The sequence below is a fragment of the Cyclonatronum sp. genome (genome assembly GCF_022565315.1).
GTDB lineage: Bacteria > Bacteroidota > Rhodothermia > Balneolales > Cyclonatronaceae > Cyclonatronum.
The window spans coordinates 66,498-83,031 of the sequence record NZ_JAIUMX010000003.1 but is presented as its reverse complement, the minus strand read 5'-3'; the positions used below and the strand labels follow the sequence as shown (position 1 = coordinate 83,031).

The following is a 16,534-nucleotide window of genomic DNA, read 5'->3' as shown; positions in this document are numbered from 1 at the left end:
CATGGATCGCCTCAGCATACGCAACCTGCGCTTCAGGGCACCGCACGGTTATTCCCCCTTTGAACGGGAAACCGGAAACAGCTTTTCGATAGATGTTGACTTCTCCGTTTCGCTTGGTGAAGCCGGCCTTACCGACGAACTCAGCAACACGCTGGATTACAGCAAGGCATGCAGCCTTATTGCTGATATCATGCAGGGTAAACCGGTGAAGCTGATCGAAAAGCTGCTTGAGCAAATCGGCAGCCGGCTGCTGCAGGCATTCCCGCAGGTGCCGGAAATCACGGTTTGCCTGCGCAAGCATCACCCGCCGGTGGTTCAGGATTGCGAATATGTCGAAATCAGCCGCACATGGCGCAGGTAGTTATTGCGCTGGGCAGCAATGAAGGCGACCGGCTCACATACCTGGGCGAAGGGCTGCGCTGCTGTATGCAGCTTGCCGGAAACAGCAGCGGGCAGCCATTGCTGAAGTCTTCGGTTTATGAGAGTGAAGCTGTTGGCCCTGCTGATGCCCCTTTTCTCAATGCGGTAGCAGCTTTTGAGTGCCTGCTGCCACCGGAACGGCTTCTCGCAAATCTCAAACAGACCGAAGCAGCACAAGGCCGTGATTTCAGCGCAGTACGCTGGGGCAACCGCCCCCTCGATCTTGATATCATCAGCTGCGGCGGCCTTATCCTGGATTCATCATTCCTCACTATCCCACACAAAAGCTGCCATGAACGGGCATTTGTTCTGATGCCCCTTGCTGAAATCCTGCCCGCATGGCGGCATCCCCGGTTAAACCAAACAGCAGCCGAACTGCTCGGGCAGGCTCCAAAAATGCAGGTTTACAAAACAGCTTTATTGTGGTAGATTTTAGCCGTGAATAAATACGATTACATAGCCATCGAGGGCGTAATAGGAGCGGGTAAAACCTCGCTCGCTACCATGCTCGCCAAACAGCACAACGCCCGTCTTGTTCTTGAAGAGTTCGAAGACAACCCTTTCCTGCCCAAATTTTATGAGGACCGGGAGCGTTACGCTTTTCAGACGCAGCTCACCTTTCTGGCAAGCCGCTTTAATCAGCAGCAGCGCCTCTTTGAAAAAGATATGTTTCAGGAAACCATCCTTTCCGACTACATCTTCGATAAAGACCGCATTTTTGCCCGGCTGAACCTCAGCGATGATGAGCTTGCACTCTATGATAAAATCTACTCCATTATGAGCGGTATTGCAGCCAAACCCGATCTGATGGTGTACATACAATGCAGCGTTGACCGCCTCATGGAAAATATCCGGAACAGAGGCCGGGAATACGAACAGCACATCAGCGAGGACTATCTGAGTGAGCTCAGCGATTCCTATAACCATTTTTTCAAACACTATACCAAAGCCCCGGTTCTGATTATCCGGGCCAATGATGCGGATTTCGTGAACAACCCGGATCATTATAAGGCCATTGAGCACTGCATATTCCACGAAACGCTCACTCAGGACCGCATTTACCTGAAGCCCACATGAAATACCTGCTTTTTTTTATACTTATTTTCCTGCTCATCCGCATAGCCGCTGATGCGTATATGAAGCGCCGTGAGCGCTTTGCAAACCCGGGCCGGCCTCCTTTCGATGATAAGCCCGGAACAGGCTTCCGGCAGCCGAATACACGAAGCGGAGAAACCCGCCGCCGCGTCGGCAATGTAGAAGACGCCGAATTCGAAGTAATTGAAGAGCGCGACGAGCAAAAAAAAGCGCCCTGACAAATTGCTAAAAAAACAAGCCGGAATACTTGCATAAGCCTGCTTTTTGTACCTATATTTGAAGTCTGCAACAAAAAACCCTTGCCCTGGTGGTGAAATTGGTAGACACGCCATCTTGAGGGGGTGGTGCTGGCAACGGCGTGCTGGTTCGAGTCCAGTCCAGGGCACACAAAAGCCTGTAAGTCATTGACTTGCAGGCTTTTTTTTTGCGTGTTACCAGATTTGTTACCAGAAAACTTACGTTTTACTGTTTTGCACCTTTCCGATCGCTTTTGTATTTAGGATGATGCTTTCCGGGCCTGATCCCGGCTTGCTGCTGCTCCCCAAAAACCGTTTCACACGCAACCAAACCTTCTGCCCAGATGAAACACCAACCTTTGTTCCTCCGCCTGCTCCTCAAGGCCGCCCCGCTCATACTGATTGCCCTGACCATGCTCAGCTGTACCTCCCATGATAATACGGCCGGAGAGCATCCCGGGCTGTTTTCCGGGCCCAGCCCATGGCCTGAAATCCGGCAGGAACGCATCGGTACCCTGCTCGGCCCGGCCATGCAGCGGGCAGAAGCTGAGGCCTGGGCCGTTGTGTGCCGCTCCAACAACAACGACCCGCTCGCCGCACATGTCGGCTGCGAAAACGCAGTAGCACCGGCCGTGTTCGCCTTTCAGCAGCGCGGCGGCGAAATCTTTTCGCTTGCTTTTTCACCTCCCGGCGAGGCTGCAGCCCTGCAGGAGCTCGGCCTGCAGGATTCCGTTGTAGTGGTCGATTACAACATCGGGGCCATGCGTGCTGCTGCAGAATGGCTCAGCAACAATACGACAGGCGCCATCGCACTCAATTACAGCAGCAGCAACGAATTTGCGGACGGCCTCAGCCACACACAGTACTCGGCTTTTACCGGCATGATGACACCCGGCGCCCGCAACCGCATTGTTTCCTCCGAAGAGCTGGTGTATGAATGGCTTTCGGTGAAGCTGCCCGCCGAGGTCGAAATCATGGCCGAAGCGGCAGCTGTTACCGCGCAATGGCAGCACGAAGCCTACGCGCAGGTGGTACCGGGCGTGAGCACTGACCGCGACATTGCCGATTTCCTGAAAGCCAAAATGCGGGAAGCCGGCGTAACCGATGCATGGGCGCCGGACCAAAACCCGCTGGTTAACTCCGGGCCTGACCGCGGCCATGCACACGCAACCGACCGCGTTATTCAGCACGGAGATGTAATTCAGATCGATTTCGGCATCCGCGTGTATGACCGCTGGGTAACTGACATTCAGCGGTTTGCCTACGTGCTCCACCCTGATGAAACCGAAGCACCGGCCCGTATTCAGCAGTACTGGGAGGTGGCCCGTGAAGGCAACCGCAGGGCACTCGCCGCCATGCGGCCCGGCGTGACAGGCCTGCAGGTTGATGTAACCCAGCGCGAATGGATGCGCGAAAACGGTTCTATGGAAGTATTCTGGAGCACGGGCCATCCCGTGGGGTATCAGGCGCACGATGTAGGGCCGCGCCTCGGAGGCGGGCAGCTTGACCGGGAGCCATCCCCCTATTCATTCCGTGAGCTGCGCGAAGGCATGGTTTTCGCCTTCGACGGTTTCTACAAGTGGGAAATTGAGGGCGGCACCAAAACCATTTCCGTTGAAGAAATGGCTGTAGTTACCGAAAGCGGCGCTGCTTACCTCACCGCCCCGCAGGAAGAACTGATATTAATCCGATAAAGGGGTCAGGCAGAACGGCATCATTTGGTGCCTTCGGCAGCTGTTGATTCTGAAGCGGAATAACTGTATCTTTGCAATCTTATCAAAATGTGCCTGTAAAGTGCATTTTTAAGCGAGAGTGGTGGAATTGGTAGACACGCTAGATTTAGGATCTAGTGCTTCGCGGCGTGGGGGTTCGAGTCCCCCCTCTCGTACGCTAAAGCCGCCTTTCAGGCGGCTTTTATTGTTTTTGGGGAAGACAGTTTCAGCACGCAGACCCGCCTGTCCCCACGTTTTAAACATTATTCGTTTTTATTTTTTCAAAGAGGCCCTCAGGCTCACTTCCCGTTTCCGGATTTCCCTTTGCTAATTTTACGGGCCTGTTCGGGTTAACATACATCGCATCACCCTTTAATTTTCAATTCAGTGAATATTACGGTAGAAAACATCAGCGCGGTTGACAAAAAAATTATTGTTGAAGCCGATCGGTCAGACATTGGTCCGCGCATTGAGAAATCACTTCGCGAGTACCGCAAAAAAATGACCGTACCCGGTTTCCGACCCGGTATGGCACCGATGGGCCTGGTGAAAAAGCGTATCGGTCAGGAAGTAGAGCAGGAACAGGTTGACGAATACATTCAGGAAGTGTTCAGAACGGAAATCTTCCCGAAGCACAACCCTGTTGGTGAGCCCAGAGTGATTTCCAACACCTACGAAGACGGTAAGCTCCGCCTCGAGTTTGAAATAAGTGTTAAGCCTGATTATGAACTTACTGAGGTTAGCAGCATTACTGTTGATAAGCTCGTACACGATGTAACCGACGAGGAAGTTGAAAAAGAATATCAGGCCAACCTGCGCCGCAGCGGCGAGTGGACCGAAACGGAAGAAGCTGCCACCGAAACAGACCGTGTAACTGTTGATGTGGTTAAGCTTGATGCCGAAGGCAATGAAACTGAAGATGCCGACAAAGACCTCGTTCTGGATTTTGACCGCGAAGAAAACGCCGAATACAAGGCGCAGCTCACAGGCAAAAAAGCCGGCGAAGAAACCGTTCTGAACCTTAAGGAAGCTGACGACAAAACCGTACAGTACAAAGCTGTCATCAAAAAAGTTGAACGGTACAGCCTGCCGGAACTGAACGAAGAGTTCTTCCGCAACGGCAGCCGCGGAGAAGCCTCCAATGAAGAGGAGTTCCGCAGCTTCCTCAAGAGTCAGATCCAAAACTACTTCGACAGCACCGCTGATGACCTTCTGCGCGACAAGATCGCCACAGCGCTGATCAAAGCGCATGATTTCGAAGTGCCTTCAGCCATATACAATGATGTGCTGAATTCACGAATCGACCGTGAGCGCAACGAGGAAACAAAAGAGCTGCCTGCTGATTTCGACCGGGTTTCTTTTGAAGAGAAGAACAAAGAGAACATCATCGATGAAGCACGCTGGTCGTTCATTGTTTCCGATTTGCTTGAAAAATACCCGGACACTGAGATTACGCCTGAAGATGTAGATGCTTTTTTCCAGGCTGAAGCTGCTAAAATGGGGCTTCCTGCCGAAATGCTCAAGAACTTTTATGCATCCCAAAGCGGTTACTTAGAGCAGCTTCGCATGCGGATCCGTACCGACAAACTTTTCAGTAAACTTGTTGACGAAGTTTCAGTTAACGAGTTAAGCAAAGCAGAATACGAAGAAAAATACGCAAACAAGCCGTAAGCACTTACTGCCGGCTGCCGCAACTCCATTTTTGATTTCTTGATCTTTTTTATATGTCATTCCCAACACAACCACTTTTCGACCGCAACTCTTTAGAAATGTCAGGGCAGGGTGAAGTGTACAATAACCTTGTACCGATGGTTATCGAAACCACCTCCCGGGGCGAGCGTGCCTACGACATTTACTCACGCCTGCTTAAAGACCGCATCATCATACTTGGTACACCCATTAATGATGCAATAGCGGCCAACATAGTAGCACAGATTCTTTTCCTTGAATCTGAAGATCCCGAAAAGGATATCAACATCTACATCAACAGTCCCGGCGGCGTTGTATCGGCAGGTCTGGCGATTTACGACACCATGCAGTACGTAAAGTGTGATGTATCCACAACCTGTATCGGCATGGCTGCTTCAATGGGTGCCGTGCTGCTCACAGCAGGCGCAAAAGGCAAGCGGGCCGTACTCCCAAACGCTCGTGTAATGATTCACCAACCTCTTGGCGGCGTACAGGGGCAGGCAAGTGATATTGAAATTGAGGCCCGTGAGATCTTGCGGATCAAGCAGTCTCTCAGTCAGATTATCGCCGATCACTCAGGCCACACGGTTGAGGAAATCATCAAGGCATCAGACCGTAATAACTGGATGACAGCAGACGAAGCACATTCTTACGGCCTTGTTGATAAAGTAATGCGTCGCGATAAATAAACAGCATTGCCCAAATGATTTATCAGCCAGATTTCACCTGCAACAGGGACGGAATCTGGCTGTTTTGTATATAAATTATTGTACCTTTCTAAGAGAAGGATATTTTTACACCACCTGAATCTCAACATTTTTTTGTATTAAACAGATGAGCGGAAAAAAAAGAAAAGACCCGATTCAATGCTCGTTTTGCGGACGTTCCTCCCAAGTAGTAAGCAGCATGATTGCCGGGCCTGAAGTTTATATCTGCAATTACTGCGTAAATGATGCTGCCGGAATTGTGGAACAGGAATCCATAAAAAAGAAAAATGCCCGCTCGAGCAATTACTCTAAAATACTCAAACCGCTCGAAATCAAAGCCAAGCTTGATGAGTATGTGATTGGTCAGGATTATGCCAAAAAGACCCTTTCGGTTGCCGTATATAACCATTACAAGCGTATCTCTTTGGAGGAACACAAACATATAACCGGCGATATCCAAATCGAAAAGAGCAACATTCTGCTGCTCGGGCCTACCGGCTCAGGGAAAACGCTTCTTGCCCGTACCCTCGCCAAGCTTATTAATGTACCCATTACCATAGCCGATGCAACAGCCCTCACAGAAGCCGGTTATGTGGGTGAAGATGTGGAAAGTATTCTTGCAAACCTTCTGCAGGCTGCAGACTATGACGTAGAGCGTGCTCAGAGAGGCATCGTTTATATTGATGAAGTTGATAAAGTTGCCCGCAAAAGCGACAACCCAAGCATCACTCGTGATGTTTCGGGAGAAGGCGTGCAACAGGCGCTGCTCAAAATTCTCGAAGGCACGGTCGCCAATGTGCCGCCAAAAGGCGGGCGTAAGCATCCCGAGCAAAGCTTTGTGAAAGTTGATACAACCAATATTCTGTTTATTTGCGGGGGGGCATTCGACGGACTTGCAGAAGTGATTTCCCGGCGTTTATCCAGCTCATCCATGGGTTTTCAGAGTCAGTCCCAAATCCGTTTCGATAAAAATAACCCGAAGATCTTTAGTTACACAGAACCTGAAGACCTTCAGAAATTCGGGCTTATACCCGAACTCATCGGCCGCCTTCCGGTTATTTCAGGCCTGCATGAGCTTGACAAAGCTACGCTTATTGAAATAATGACCAAGCCCAAAAATGCTATCGTTAAGCAATATCAATTGATGTTCGAGATGGAAGACGTAGAGCTTGTTTTCGAGGAAGATGCGCTTGAAGCCGTAGTAGAGCTTGCCATGGTACGCAAAACCGGTGCCCGCGGCCTGAAATCAATTATGGAGAAATCCATGCTTGAAATTATGTTCAGCCTGCCCTCCATGAAAAATGTAAAGCGATGCATCATTACTCGTGCTACCATTACAGAGAACGCGCCGCCGATTTATGAAAAACAAAAAGTATCGGCCTGATAAACTTTTCGTTTAATCTCAGAAACGCGCTGTCCTGAACCGGTACTACCGGGACAGCAGCGCGTTTTTTATTTCTACCTGCCTCCTATGTCTTATTTTGCCAACAAACCAGTTGCACTCAGTGACATCCTCAAGGATTTCCTGGATCATCACCCGCAGCGCAAAAAACTCAAACGGGGTATGATTCTGTCGGTATTCCCGGAAGTAGCCGGGGAACGTATCATGGAACAGGTTAAAGATTTTTGGTTAAAGGGTGATGTTTTGTTTATAAAAGTCGAAAATCAGTCATGGCGGCAGGAGCTTCACTTCCAGCGGTTTTCTTTTAAAGAAAGGCTCAACAGAAGGGTTCGCGACGAAATCTTAAGCGCTATTGTTGTACTCTGATATCCGTAATTCCTTTTTGGTATATTAAACAACTTTGACTTACGGCTGACCTCATCTTATTCTTTCTATGCCCAATTTCCTATCGTTTTTAGCTTCCCTTTGGAACCGAATAAAATCCATTGCTTCCACTGAAAGTGTGAGCGGTTCAGGAAATATGCAGCGAACTGAAAAAGTGCTGGTGTTTCTTGTTGCCTACAGTATTGCGCTCGGTTTATGGCTGCTTATCAACCTCAGCCGGGATTTTTCAGTAACACTTGATATCCCTCTGTACTACGGTGCTTTTCCCGAGAACCAGGCTCCAGTTCAGTCGCTGCCTGAAACGGTACGCGCCACTTTTACCGGTGAAGGCTGGAAATTGCTTGGCCTTTACGGCAGCATTCCCCGGCTTGCCGTTAACATTAATGAGAGCGCTACAAACCTTTACCAAAGCATTGAGCAGCAGATTACAGGCACAAGTGATATAAGCCTCTCACGTGCAGAACCATCGTCTGTATCCATAAGGCTTGAACCTGCGCTATCCCGTAAAGTACCGGTTGTACCCAATATTCAGCTTGAAACCCGACGGCAGTTTGGTCTGCTCCGGGCACCCGTTATCAGTCCGGACAGCGTTACCATTTCAGGCGCCCGATCGCTGGTCGAAAACATCGACAGCTGGCCCACGCGTTTTGCGCGTTTCGACGATCTGCAAACACCGCTGAATGCTTCAATCCCCCTTGAAGACAGCGGTGACCTCATCCGGCTCAGCACGTCAGAGGTATCACTTAGTGCAAATATTGTTGAGTTTACCGAAGGTGAAATTCGTGTCCCTATCGAAATTACCGGCGGAACCAACAGACCTGCGGTTATTCTGTCTCCGTCAGTGCTCACAATCAGGTACAATGTGCCTATTACCCAATACAGCGAAGTTAACCGAAGACAGCTGTTTCGTGCGGTTGTGCCTTATCAGGCCATTGTTGCCGACACAACCGGTTTTCTGCAGCCAGAGCTTGTTGCCGACGACTCCGAGTTTTCAGTGAGCATACGCTCATCCGTACCAAGGCGCATTTCATACTTTTTGCTGATTGAAGACTAAACCCGGCTGTATCAGTTATGCAATGCCCGGCATTCTTCTTTCCGGGCGGGAGTTAACCCGTTCGGCCTTATCGTTTTACCTGTTAAATCAGTACAAATTTCCGAAAGTTATCCCGGTTAACCAGCTGCGTTTCAGCCTTATAGGTTTCCGTAAAGGTTTTGCTGAACTTCGCTTTCTGAGCCTTCCATTTGAACTCATAGCCGCTTATTGCACCGTCTTTAACCTCCACAAAATCAATTTCCTGCTGCTGTGTGGTGCGCCAGAAATACATCTGCGCAAAGGTATTTTTATATTTGTTCTGCTTCAGCCGCTCTGATATCAGAAAATTTTCCCACAACGCCCCTTTATCCTGCCTCAGATTCAGCGGCTGGAAATTCCCCAAAATCATGTTTCTCACCCCGTTGTCGTAGAAATACACTTTACGGTTTTGCTTTATCTCATTTCTGAGATTCCTGCTGAAACTGTTCAGCCTGAAAACCACATAGCCTTTTTCGAGAATATCGATATAGGTCTGCACCGTAATTTTGTTAATGCCAATTAGCTGAGCCAGTTCATTATAATTTACCTCACTGCCGGTTTGCAAAGCGAGGGCCTGAAGCAGTTTTTCCAGCACCTCGGGCTTGCGAATATCTGCAAACGAAAGAATATCTTTGTATAAGTAGCTGTCCACAATGTTTTTGAGGGTTTCGCGCTCCTCACCCTGATTTACAATTACTTCGGGGTAGAAGCCGTACAACAGGCGGTTTTCCAGCTGCTGCTCGGATTTCAGATAACCAATGCCGGCTTCGTACTCTTCCCATGAAATCGGGTACAGTTCATACTCCCACTTCCTGCCGGTTAGCGGCTCGTTCAGCTCACTTCCCAAATCAAAAGCCGACGACCCGCTCACCAAAAGGCTTACCTGCTTAAACTGATCTGTGATAATTTTGAGCGTGAGGCCGATCCCTTTTATGCGCTGCGCTTCATCTAAAAAAACGATCCTGGAATCACCAATAAGCGAGCGCAGCTGCTCGGTATTCGGACTGTTCAGCAGGCTTCTTGTTGTCGGGTCATCCCCGTCCAGAAACAAAAAATCCTTCCCCTCGAGAATGTGATTTAGCAGAGTCGTCTTTCCGACCTGTCGGGCGCCTATCAGAACGAGCGCTTTGCCGCCCTGAATTTTCCGCTTAAGTTTTTCGGCAAGTGACCTTTCAAACATTTTTATTCCCAATATAGGAATAATTATACTTTCAGGTCAACATAACAACCATTAATTATAATAATAAGTCACTTCACTGACCAAAAAATATAGTTATTAGTCAGTATCTGTTTAAAGTACAGCTTAAGCCGGCTCGCTTGTGAAGGGCAGCAGGGCTTCTTCCGCTGAGCGGGTGTTTTCGAAATAGGTGAGAACTTTCAGAATCACCTCATCAACAAGCACATCCGGACAGGAGGCGCCTGAGGTAATCGCAATCTTCAGCGGACGCTCCAACCCTTGAGGAAGCCAGTTGGCCGATACCAAAATTTCTTTCTTCCACTGATCAAAGTGATGTATTTCTTCGGGTGATTTGATTTCGGAGGCGTCCCGCACATGAAAGGTCGGGAAGCTGTGCTCGAGCAGCTCCACAAGGTGTGTGGTGTTGGAGGAATTGTACCCGCCCACAACGAGCGCGAGGTCGGCATCGGCTTCCATAAGTGCGCGGGTTGCGCTTTGGTTTTCGTTGGTAGCGTAGCAGAGGGTATCTGAAGTATCGGCGAAGTGCTGCTTTACATTATCCTCACCGTATTTCTCCGAAACGGCTTCACGAAGGATGTCCATCACCTCCTGCGTTTCGGTTGCGAGCATGGTTGTTTGGTTAATTACCCCGAATTTCTCCAGGTCGCGCAGCGGATTGAAGCCCGGCGTAGATTTGTGGGCAAAGTACTGATCAAAATCCTCCAGCGGACGCTTTTCCAGCATAATCTCTGCCAGGATGCGGGCTTCATCCGGGTTCAGCACCACTACAACCGCCGATGATGCCGCGGCACTGTGTGAGAAGGTCGCCCGGGTTTCTTCGTGCGTGTGCTTGCCGTGAATAACCAGGGCATTGTCTTTTTTACCCAGCTGACTGCCCCGCTTCCACACCTTCTCCACAAACGGGCAGGTTGTGTCGTATTGATAGGGGTTGATGCCCAGGGCTTCGAGCTCAGCCTGAATTTCGAGGGTTGTGCCGAAAGCCGGCACAATCACGATGTCGTCAGCAGTAAGGTCAGAAAAGGGGATAAGCACCTCGCCGTTGGTTTCGAACAGAAACTTCACCCCGCGCCGCTTCAGGTCTTCATTCACGTTTGGGTTGTGAATCATCTCGCTGAGCAGGTAAATATTTTTATCTGGGTTTTGCTCAACGGTCCGGTAAGCAATATCGATGGCGTTTTCCACGCCGTAGCAGAAGCCAAAATGCCGGGGAACCAAAAACTGTACAGGGCCGAAATCAATCATGACCGGCTCCAGATTTTTCTTGCGTGGATCGAGTACCTGCCGCGCTTCTTTTACGGTCCGGATTATTTCTGAAGTGTAAAATTCAGGAATATCAAATTTCTTGGGCATCTGCTGAGGGTATTAAAATGATGTTTGAAGTTCTGTCTGTTTCACTGAGGGCAAACATACGCTGCTGCACAAGCGTTTCTGTAGCTTTTACTTAACTCAGGCCTTTGCCCTCTCAACCCCGTCGAGCCGCACACCGACCAGCCGGCTCACACCGGTTTCCTGCATGGTTACGCCGTACATCACTTCGGCCTTTTCCATGGTTTTCTTGTTGTGCGTTATCACGATGAACTGCGTTTCGCGACTGAACTGACGGATCAGGCTTGTGAAGCGATCCACATTGGCATCATCAAGCGGCGCATCAACCTCATCCAGAATACAGAAGGGGGAGGGCTTCACCAGATAAATCGCAAACAGCAGCGCGATGGCCGTGAGGGTTTTTTCCCCGCCGGAAAGCTGCTCAATATTGGAAGGACGCTTGCCCCGCGGCTTGGCGATAATTTCGATACGGTGATCCAGCGGATCGTCGGAGCGTTCTTCGAGAATCAAATCACAGAAATCGTCTTCCATAAACAACATGCTGAACACCCGCTTAAAGTTTTCGCGGATTTGCTCAAAGGTGTTCTGAAAGCGCTCGTTGGCCGTATCGTTAATTTCTTTGATGGTCTGCCGGAGCTTGGTTTCAGCTTCGTGAAGGTCGCTTACCTGCGTTTCATAAAAGTCGAGGCGCTCTTTTTCCTCCTCGTATTCATCAATCGCCAGCGGGTTCACCTCGCCGATCTGCCGCAGCCGCTCCCGCAGCTTCTGAATCTCCTGCTTTACTTCTGCGGGTTCCGTATCCTCCGGGAGGCTGCTTTCAATCTGCTCCATCATCTTGCCGTAGGTCTGCCAGATGTGATCGCTCACTGAACTTACGGCCATTTCGAGCTTCGACTGCTCAATCTGCAGCTGATGCAGCAGGTTGGTGTTCACCTCTTTTTTGCGCTGTAGCTGCCGGGCCTGATCTTCCAGCTCGCGGATGCGCCCGCGCTGCCGGGCCGTTGCCTCCTCAGTTTCGCGGAAGGCTGCCTCCGCCCGCCTGCGCTGCGCATCCAGCTCTTCAAGATGGCCTTCAAGCTCTTCGGTCTGATCGCGCAGGCTTTCGATTTTCTCCCGGCTGTTGCGCGCCTGCCCCGCCCGCTGATCGAGCCGCTCTTTGATGGTCGTGATAGACTGACCCGCCTGCTCTATTTCCCGCTGATAGCTTTCGGCCTCAGAGCGCAGCCGCTGCTCCTTCACACGGGCATCATTCATGGATTGCTGCGCCCGCTGCCGGGCTTCCTCTTTCTGCCGGAGCTCGTTCCGCAGCATCAGCTGCTCTTCGATCACCTGATCCAGCCGGTACTTGACCTCATCCAGCTGCGGCTGAAGCTCGCGGAGCTGCGCCCGGGTCTGACCGATCTGCGTATCCAGCCCTTCTTCCCGCTTCAGGATTTCGGCCAGATTCCGCTCATACAGCTGCTTCTCTGACTGCACCGCTGCCAGCCGCTGTTCGGATTTCCGCACAGCAGCTTCGGCCTCCCGCAGGGCCGAACGAACAGCCGTTTCATCGAGGGAAGCGAGTTCTTCATTGGTTTTTTCAAGGGTGATGCTGCCCTGCGCAAAGGCCGCTTCCTGCTCCTGAATCTGCGATTCGAGTTTGGTCAGGCGGTCTTTCAGGCCCACCCGCAGACCGATGTTTTTTTCGGCGCTCCCGCTCCGGATGATGCCTTCCCGCCGGATGAGCTCGCCGTCGGGCGTTACAAAAAGAACGGGGGAAACATCTTCCGAAAAACGGGATGAAGCTTCTTCCACAGAGTCAGCAAGGAAAATTCCGGAGAGCAGCAGGTTGCGCAGCGGGATCAGGCTGTCATCACAACTCACCCGCGCGGCCAGCGAATCGGGGTGTACCTCCGCCTGAAGCAGTTCGGGATTGCGCCTGATGCGCTCATTCAAAACATCCTTCACAAAAATCTGTGCGCGGCCTTTGTTTTCTTTTTTGAGCAGGGTGAAGGCCTCATCAGCCTGCTGCTGCGTTTCGGCAACCAGCAAAAAGCGGGCATCGCCCAGGGCGGCTTCAAGGGCAACGGCAAACTGCTGCTGCGTCGAAAAGAGATCGGTAAGCACGGTAACGGGCTGCTTTTGCTCCAGCAGGAAACGGACGCTGCCCGGAAACGACTCGTGCGAGCGTGCAATCTGCTCTACCAGTTCCCGCTCCGATTCCAGGGCCGACAGCCGGCTCTGCACTGCACGAAGCTCATCTTTAAGGTCGCTGATGCGCTGCCGTGCCTGCTCCCGCTTTTGCCCGATGGCCGCGAGGGCTGCCTCGGCCGCCTGCTGCTCCCCGCGCTGCTTTTCCAGCTGAGCCGCCAGCAGTTCCGCATCTTTGCTGTTGATGCCCAGCTCTTCGGTGAGCTCTTCCTTTTGGCGGGCCATCCGCTGCAGATCGTCATCAACGCCCTCAACCCGTGATTCCAGCCGTATTTTCTGCGACTGAATCTGATTGATCTGATTGTTGAGGGCTTCCTGTTCCCTTGCGAGGTTGTTCACCTTCCGGCGCAGCTCACCTGCTTCCAGATCGGCATTTTTAAACAAATCGCGAAACTTATCCAGCTCCTCGGTGCCCCCGAGCAGGGCGGCTTCCCGCTCCTTTAAAATGTTTTCGGCCGTCAGCTTGCTTCTTTTCAGTCCGGAGATGTCGTTCTCGGCCTGCTCGATATCCCGCTCAAACTGAAGGATTACCTGCTTCTCGCTGCTGATTTTCTCCCGGTTGATGCGGATGGTCGTCTCGGTTTCCCGGTAGCGGCCCTGCGCGGCGCCCATCTCACGCCGCGCTTCAGAAGCAGCCCGCTCGCGCTCCGCAAGCTTTTCACCGGCAAGTACCAGCTCTTCCTCCAGCGCATTGTACTGCTGCTCGAGCTGCGATTTCTCCCGTTCAGCGGCCACAATCTGCTCAACCAGTGGCTTCAGTTTAAGCTGAAGCCGGTCGTACTCATGCTTCGACCAGGCGAGGTCAAGCCCTTCCAGCCGCTCGTTAAACTCCTTGGCTTTGCGGGCTTTGTCGGCCTGCAGCTGCAGGGAGCGCGTTTTTTTGCGGATTTCGACCAGGATGTCTTCAACCCGCTGCAGATCGGCAACGGTTTCATCGAGCTTGCGGAGGGTTTGCTTGCGCTTTTCTTTGTAGCGGGTCACGCCGGCAGCTTCTTCAAAAAGGCGGCGGCGGTCGTTGTTTTTGTCGTTGAGGATTTCCTCCACCATCTTCAGCTCAATCACCGAATAGGCGCCGGGCCCGATGCCGGTATCCATGAAAAGCTCTACAATATCTTTGAGCCGGCAGACCGAGCCGTTGAGCAGGTATTCGCTGTCGCCGGAGCGAAACAGGCGGCGGCTGATGGTCACTTCGGTGTATTCCACCGGCAGTACGCCGCGGTTATTTTGTATGGTAATGGATACCTCCGCCATCCCCAGCGCTTTCTTGGTTGCGGTACCATTAAAAATTACGCTCTGCATAGCGGCCGAGCGCAGCAGGCTTGCACGCTGTTCGCCCAATACCCATCTTAAAGCATCAACAATATTTGATTTACCGCAGCCGTTTGGGCCCACAATTCCGGTAATACCACTGTCGAAACGGACGGTCGTTTTATTGGCGAAGCTCTTGAACCCGTGTAGCGATAGCTCTGATAAATACATGAGGGAGGTGTGCTCGTTTACCGCCTGTTTCCGGTTTCGGGAAGGCGGCAGGTAACCTGCTTGAATAAGCGAATTATACAGCCAAAAAAAGGGCCGGCTGCAAAATGCGAACCGGCCCTGAATTTAATTTACTGAATCAGGCCGATGGCTAAATGCTCGTTATTTCGTGTTCTTTATGCTTGAGCAGCTCTTCAACCTGACTTGTGTAATCGTCGGTGTGTTTCTGAACCTGATCTTCAGCGGCAAAGCGGGAGTCTTCCGGAAGGGAATCTGACTTCACTTTTTTCTTAATTGCGTCGTTGGCGTCGCGGCGGGCATTTCGGATACTCACACGGGCTTTTTCGGTGGTATCGCGGGCTATTTTAACCAGCTGCTGACGTCGCTCTTCCGTTAAGATGGGCAGCGGAATGCGGATCAGGGTTCCGTCATTCTGCGGATTCAGACCCAGGTTGGAAGCCTGAATAGCACGCTCAATAGGGTGTATCATCGATTTCTCCCACGGCTGAACAACCAGCATACGCGGCTCCGGTGCCGAAACATTGGCCACCTGATTCAGGGGCGTCTGACTCCCGTAATAATCTACGCGAATGCCGTCAAGCAATGCCGGATTGGCTTTTCCGGCACGGATGTGGTTGAACTCCCGCTTCAGGAATTCGATAGAGAGGTCCATTTCCATCTTCGCCTCTTCAATGATAGGTTCTAACTCAGGTAAAATCATAGAAATACAGGATTTCGTAAATACATTTGGCCTGTGTGTACAGCAGGCATCGAAATTTTTTTCAGAATACGGAAAATACGGTTTTACACCGCCGTTTTAAAATATCTGTTACAGCATAAATGAAGGGCTGAATAGCTGAATATCAGTAATCCCACTCCACAAGTGTTCCTACTGCTTCTTTTTTAACGACTTTAAGCAGATTACCAGGCTTGCCCATGTCAAAGACAATGATATTGGTGCGGTTATCACGGCATAAGGTAAATGCTGTAAGGTCCATCACCGAAAGCCTGCGGCTGAGCACTTCATCACCGGTAATGCGGTCGAATTTAACGGCGTCGGGATTTTTTTCCGGGTCTTTGTCGTACACACCGTCAACACGGGTACCTTTAAGGATTACATCGGCTTCAATTTCGATGGCCCGAAGGGATCCGGCTGTATCGGTCGTGAAATAGGGATTTCCGGTGCCTGCACCAAAAATGACCACACGGCCTTTTTCGAGGTGCCTCACGGCGCGGCGGCGGATGAAAGGCTCGGCGATCTGCTCCATCCGGATGGCCGACTGCAGCCGTGTGGCTACGCCTTTTTGTTCGAGGGCATCCTGCAGAGCCATGCTGTTTATCATGGTAGCAAGCATCCCCATATAATCACCCTGAACGCGGTCCATGCCATCGGTTGCAGCTTTCATCCCCCTGAAAATATTACCGCCGCCGATCACGATGGCGACCTGAACGCCCTGTTCATGAACGAGCCTGATTTCATCGGCATAGGCTTCGAGAACTTTACCGTCTATTCCGTGTCCTTGTTCGCCCAGCAGTGCTTCACCGCTAAGCTTTAATAGAATTCGCTTATACATAAGTATGCAGTATAATGTGAGAAGGATTTATCGCAGCAGTAAAAAAGGACTTC

At 51.2% G+C, this 16,534-nt stretch carries 15 protein-coding genes and 2 tRNA genes; 12 read left to right on the top strand and 5 right to left on the bottom strand.

Annotated elements, in window-relative coordinates:
• The first annotated feature begins 1 nt into the window (after position 1).
• The 12 genes from folB to LAT75_RS01405 all read left to right on the top strand — a co-directional run bounded on the left by folB (position 2) and on the right by LAT75_RS01405 (position 8,699).
• A complete protein-coding gene (folB, locus tag LAT75_RS01460) occupies positions 2–361 on the top strand; it encodes a dihydroneopterin aldolase (protein WP_291480835.1) in 360 nt (119 codons plus the stop codon).
• A complete protein-coding gene (folK, locus tag LAT75_RS01455) occupies positions 349–849 on the top strand; it encodes a 2-amino-4-hydroxy-6-hydroxymethyldihydropteridine diphosphokinase (RefSeq protein ID WP_291480834.1) in 501 nt (166 codons plus the stop codon). The genes folB and folK overlap by 13 nt, the downstream gene beginning before the upstream one ends.
• A 9-nt stretch (positions 850–858) precedes the next feature.
• A complete protein-coding gene (locus LAT75_RS01450) occupies positions 859–1,497 on the top strand; it encodes a deoxynucleoside kinase (protein WP_291480833.1) in 639 nt (212 codons plus the stop codon).
• Entirely contained in the window at positions 1,494–1,733 is a 240-nt protein-coding gene (locus tag LAT75_RS01445) for a hypothetical protein (RefSeq protein WP_291480832.1), read from the top strand. The genes LAT75_RS01450 and LAT75_RS01445 overlap by 4 nt, the downstream gene beginning before the upstream one ends.
• A gap of 83 nt (positions 1,734–1,816) precedes the next feature.
• Positions 1,817–1,900, top strand: a tRNA-Leu gene (locus tag LAT75_RS01440).
• Positions 1,901–2,095: 195 nt separating this feature from the next.
• Positions 2,096–3,445 carry a M24 family metallopeptidase gene (locus LAT75_RS01435; RefSeq protein WP_291480831.1) on the top strand — a complete coding sequence of 450 codons (1,350 nt, stop codon included), beginning with the start codon at positions 2,096–2,098 and terminating at the stop codon, positions 3,443–3,445.
• 112 nt (positions 3,446–3,557) lie between these two features.
• Positions 3,558–3,639 (top strand) — tRNA-Leu (locus LAT75_RS01430).
• Between the two features lie 211 nt (positions 3,640–3,850).
• The gene (tig, locus tag LAT75_RS01425; RefSeq protein WP_291480830.1) at positions 3,851–5,134 is read left to right on the top strand and encodes a trigger factor; all 1,284 of its coding nucleotides are present in this window, start codon (positions 3,851–3,853) and stop codon (positions 5,132–5,134) included.
• Between the two features lie 98 nt (positions 5,135–5,232).
• Complete coding sequence (clpP, locus tag LAT75_RS01420; protein WP_291480852.1) at positions 5,233–5,841, top strand: ATP-dependent Clp endopeptidase proteolytic subunit ClpP; 609 nt, start codon at positions 5,233–5,235, stop codon at positions 5,839–5,841.
• A gap of 145 nt (positions 5,842–5,986) precedes the next feature.
• Positions 5,987–7,243 carry an ATP-dependent Clp protease ATP-binding subunit ClpX gene (clpX, locus tag LAT75_RS01415; RefSeq protein ID WP_291480829.1) on the top strand — a complete coding sequence of 419 codons (1,257 nt, stop codon included), beginning with the start codon at positions 5,987–5,989 and terminating at the stop codon, positions 7,241–7,243.
• 87 nt (positions 7,244–7,330) lie between these two features.
• Positions 7,331–7,627, top strand: a complete 297-nt coding sequence (locus LAT75_RS01410; protein ID WP_291480828.1) for a DUF721 domain-containing protein — start codon at positions 7,331–7,333, stop codon at positions 7,625–7,627.
• A gap of 67 nt (positions 7,628–7,694) precedes the next feature.
• Positions 7,695–8,699: a hypothetical protein gene (locus LAT75_RS01405; RefSeq protein WP_291480827.1), complete on the top strand. Its 1,005-nt coding sequence runs from the start codon at positions 7,695–7,697 to the stop codon at positions 8,697–8,699.
• 82 nt (positions 8,700–8,781) lie between these two features.
• Here the strand turns inward: LAT75_RS01405 and LAT75_RS01400 are convergent, their stop codons facing one another.
• The 5 genes from LAT75_RS01400 to pyrH all read right to left on the bottom strand — a co-directional run bounded on the left by LAT75_RS01400 (position 8,782) and on the right by pyrH (position 16,481).
• A complete protein-coding gene (locus LAT75_RS01400) occupies positions 8,782–9,897 on the bottom strand; it encodes an ATP-binding protein (RefSeq protein WP_291480826.1) in 1,116 nt (371 codons plus the stop codon).
• Between the two features lie 123 nt (positions 9,898–10,020).
• On the bottom strand, positions 10,021–11,265 hold the full coding sequence (locus tag LAT75_RS01395) for a 4-hydroxy-3-methylbut-2-enyl diphosphate reductase (protein ID WP_291480825.1): 1,245 nt from the start codon (positions 11,263–11,265) through the stop codon (positions 10,021–10,023).
• A 96-nt stretch (positions 11,266–11,361) separates the two neighbouring features.
• Complete coding sequence (smc, locus tag LAT75_RS01390) at positions 11,362–14,910, bottom strand: chromosome segregation protein SMC (RefSeq protein ID WP_291480824.1); 3,549 nt, start codon at positions 14,908–14,910, stop codon at positions 11,362–11,364.
• Positions 14,911–15,058: 148 nt separating this feature from the next.
• Positions 15,059–15,628, bottom strand: a complete 570-nt coding sequence (gene frr / locus LAT75_RS01385; protein ID WP_291480823.1) for a ribosome recycling factor — start codon at positions 15,626–15,628, stop codon at positions 15,059–15,061.
• A gap of 142 nt (positions 15,629–15,770) precedes the next feature.
• Complete coding sequence (gene pyrH / locus LAT75_RS01380; protein ID WP_291480822.1) at positions 15,771–16,481, bottom strand: UMP kinase; 711 nt, start codon at positions 16,479–16,481, stop codon at positions 15,771–15,773.
• Between the last annotated feature and the right edge of the window lie 53 nt (positions 16,482–16,534).

What these genes read in the sequence shown, in the direction of transcription:
- folB (WP_291480835.1), top strand. Translation starts at nt 2, where the DNA reads ATGGATCGCCTCAGCATACGCAACCTGCGCTTCAGGGCACCGCACGGT.
- folK (WP_291480834.1), top strand. Translation starts at nt 349, where the DNA reads ATGGCGCAGGTAGTTATTGCGCTGGGCAGCAATGAAGGCGACCGGCTC.
- LAT75_RS01445 (WP_291480832.1), top strand. Translation starts at nt 1,494, where the DNA reads ATGAAATACCTGCTTTTTTTTATACTTATTTTCCTGCTCATCCGCATA.
- LAT75_RS01435 (WP_291480831.1), top strand. Translation starts at nt 2,096, where the DNA reads ATGAAACACCAACCTTTGTTCCTCCGCCTGCTCCTCAAGGCCGCCCCG.
- clpP (WP_291480852.1), top strand. Translation starts at nt 5,233, where the DNA reads ATGTCAGGGCAGGGTGAAGTGTACAATAACCTTGTACCGATGGTTATC.
- clpX (WP_291480829.1), top strand. Translation starts at nt 5,987, where the DNA reads ATGAGCGGAAAAAAAAGAAAAGACCCGATTCAATGCTCGTTTTGCGGA.
- LAT75_RS01410 (WP_291480828.1), top strand. Translation starts at nt 7,331, where the DNA reads ATGTCTTATTTTGCCAACAAACCAGTTGCACTCAGTGACATCCTCAAG.
- LAT75_RS01405 (WP_291480827.1), top strand. Translation starts at nt 7,695, where the DNA reads ATGCCCAATTTCCTATCGTTTTTAGCTTCCCTTTGGAACCGAATAAAA.
- LAT75_RS01400 (WP_291480826.1), bottom strand. Translation starts at nt 9,897, where the DNA reads ATGTTTGAAAGGTCACTTGCCGAAAAACTTAAGCGGAAAATTCAGGGC.
- LAT75_RS01395 (WP_291480825.1), bottom strand. Translation starts at nt 11,265, where the DNA reads ATGCCCAAGAAATTTGATATTCCTGAATTTTACACTTCAGAAATAATC.
- smc (WP_291480824.1), bottom strand. Translation starts at nt 14,910, where the DNA reads ATGTATTTATCAGAGCTATCGCTACACGGGTTCAAGAGCTTCGCCAAT.
- frr (WP_291480823.1), bottom strand. Translation starts at nt 15,628, where the DNA reads ATGATTTTACCTGAGTTAGAACCTATCATTGAAGAGGCGAAGATGGAA.
- pyrH (WP_291480822.1), bottom strand. Translation starts at nt 16,481, where the DNA reads ATGTATAAGCGAATTCTATTAAAGCTTAGCGGTGAAGCACTGCTGGGC.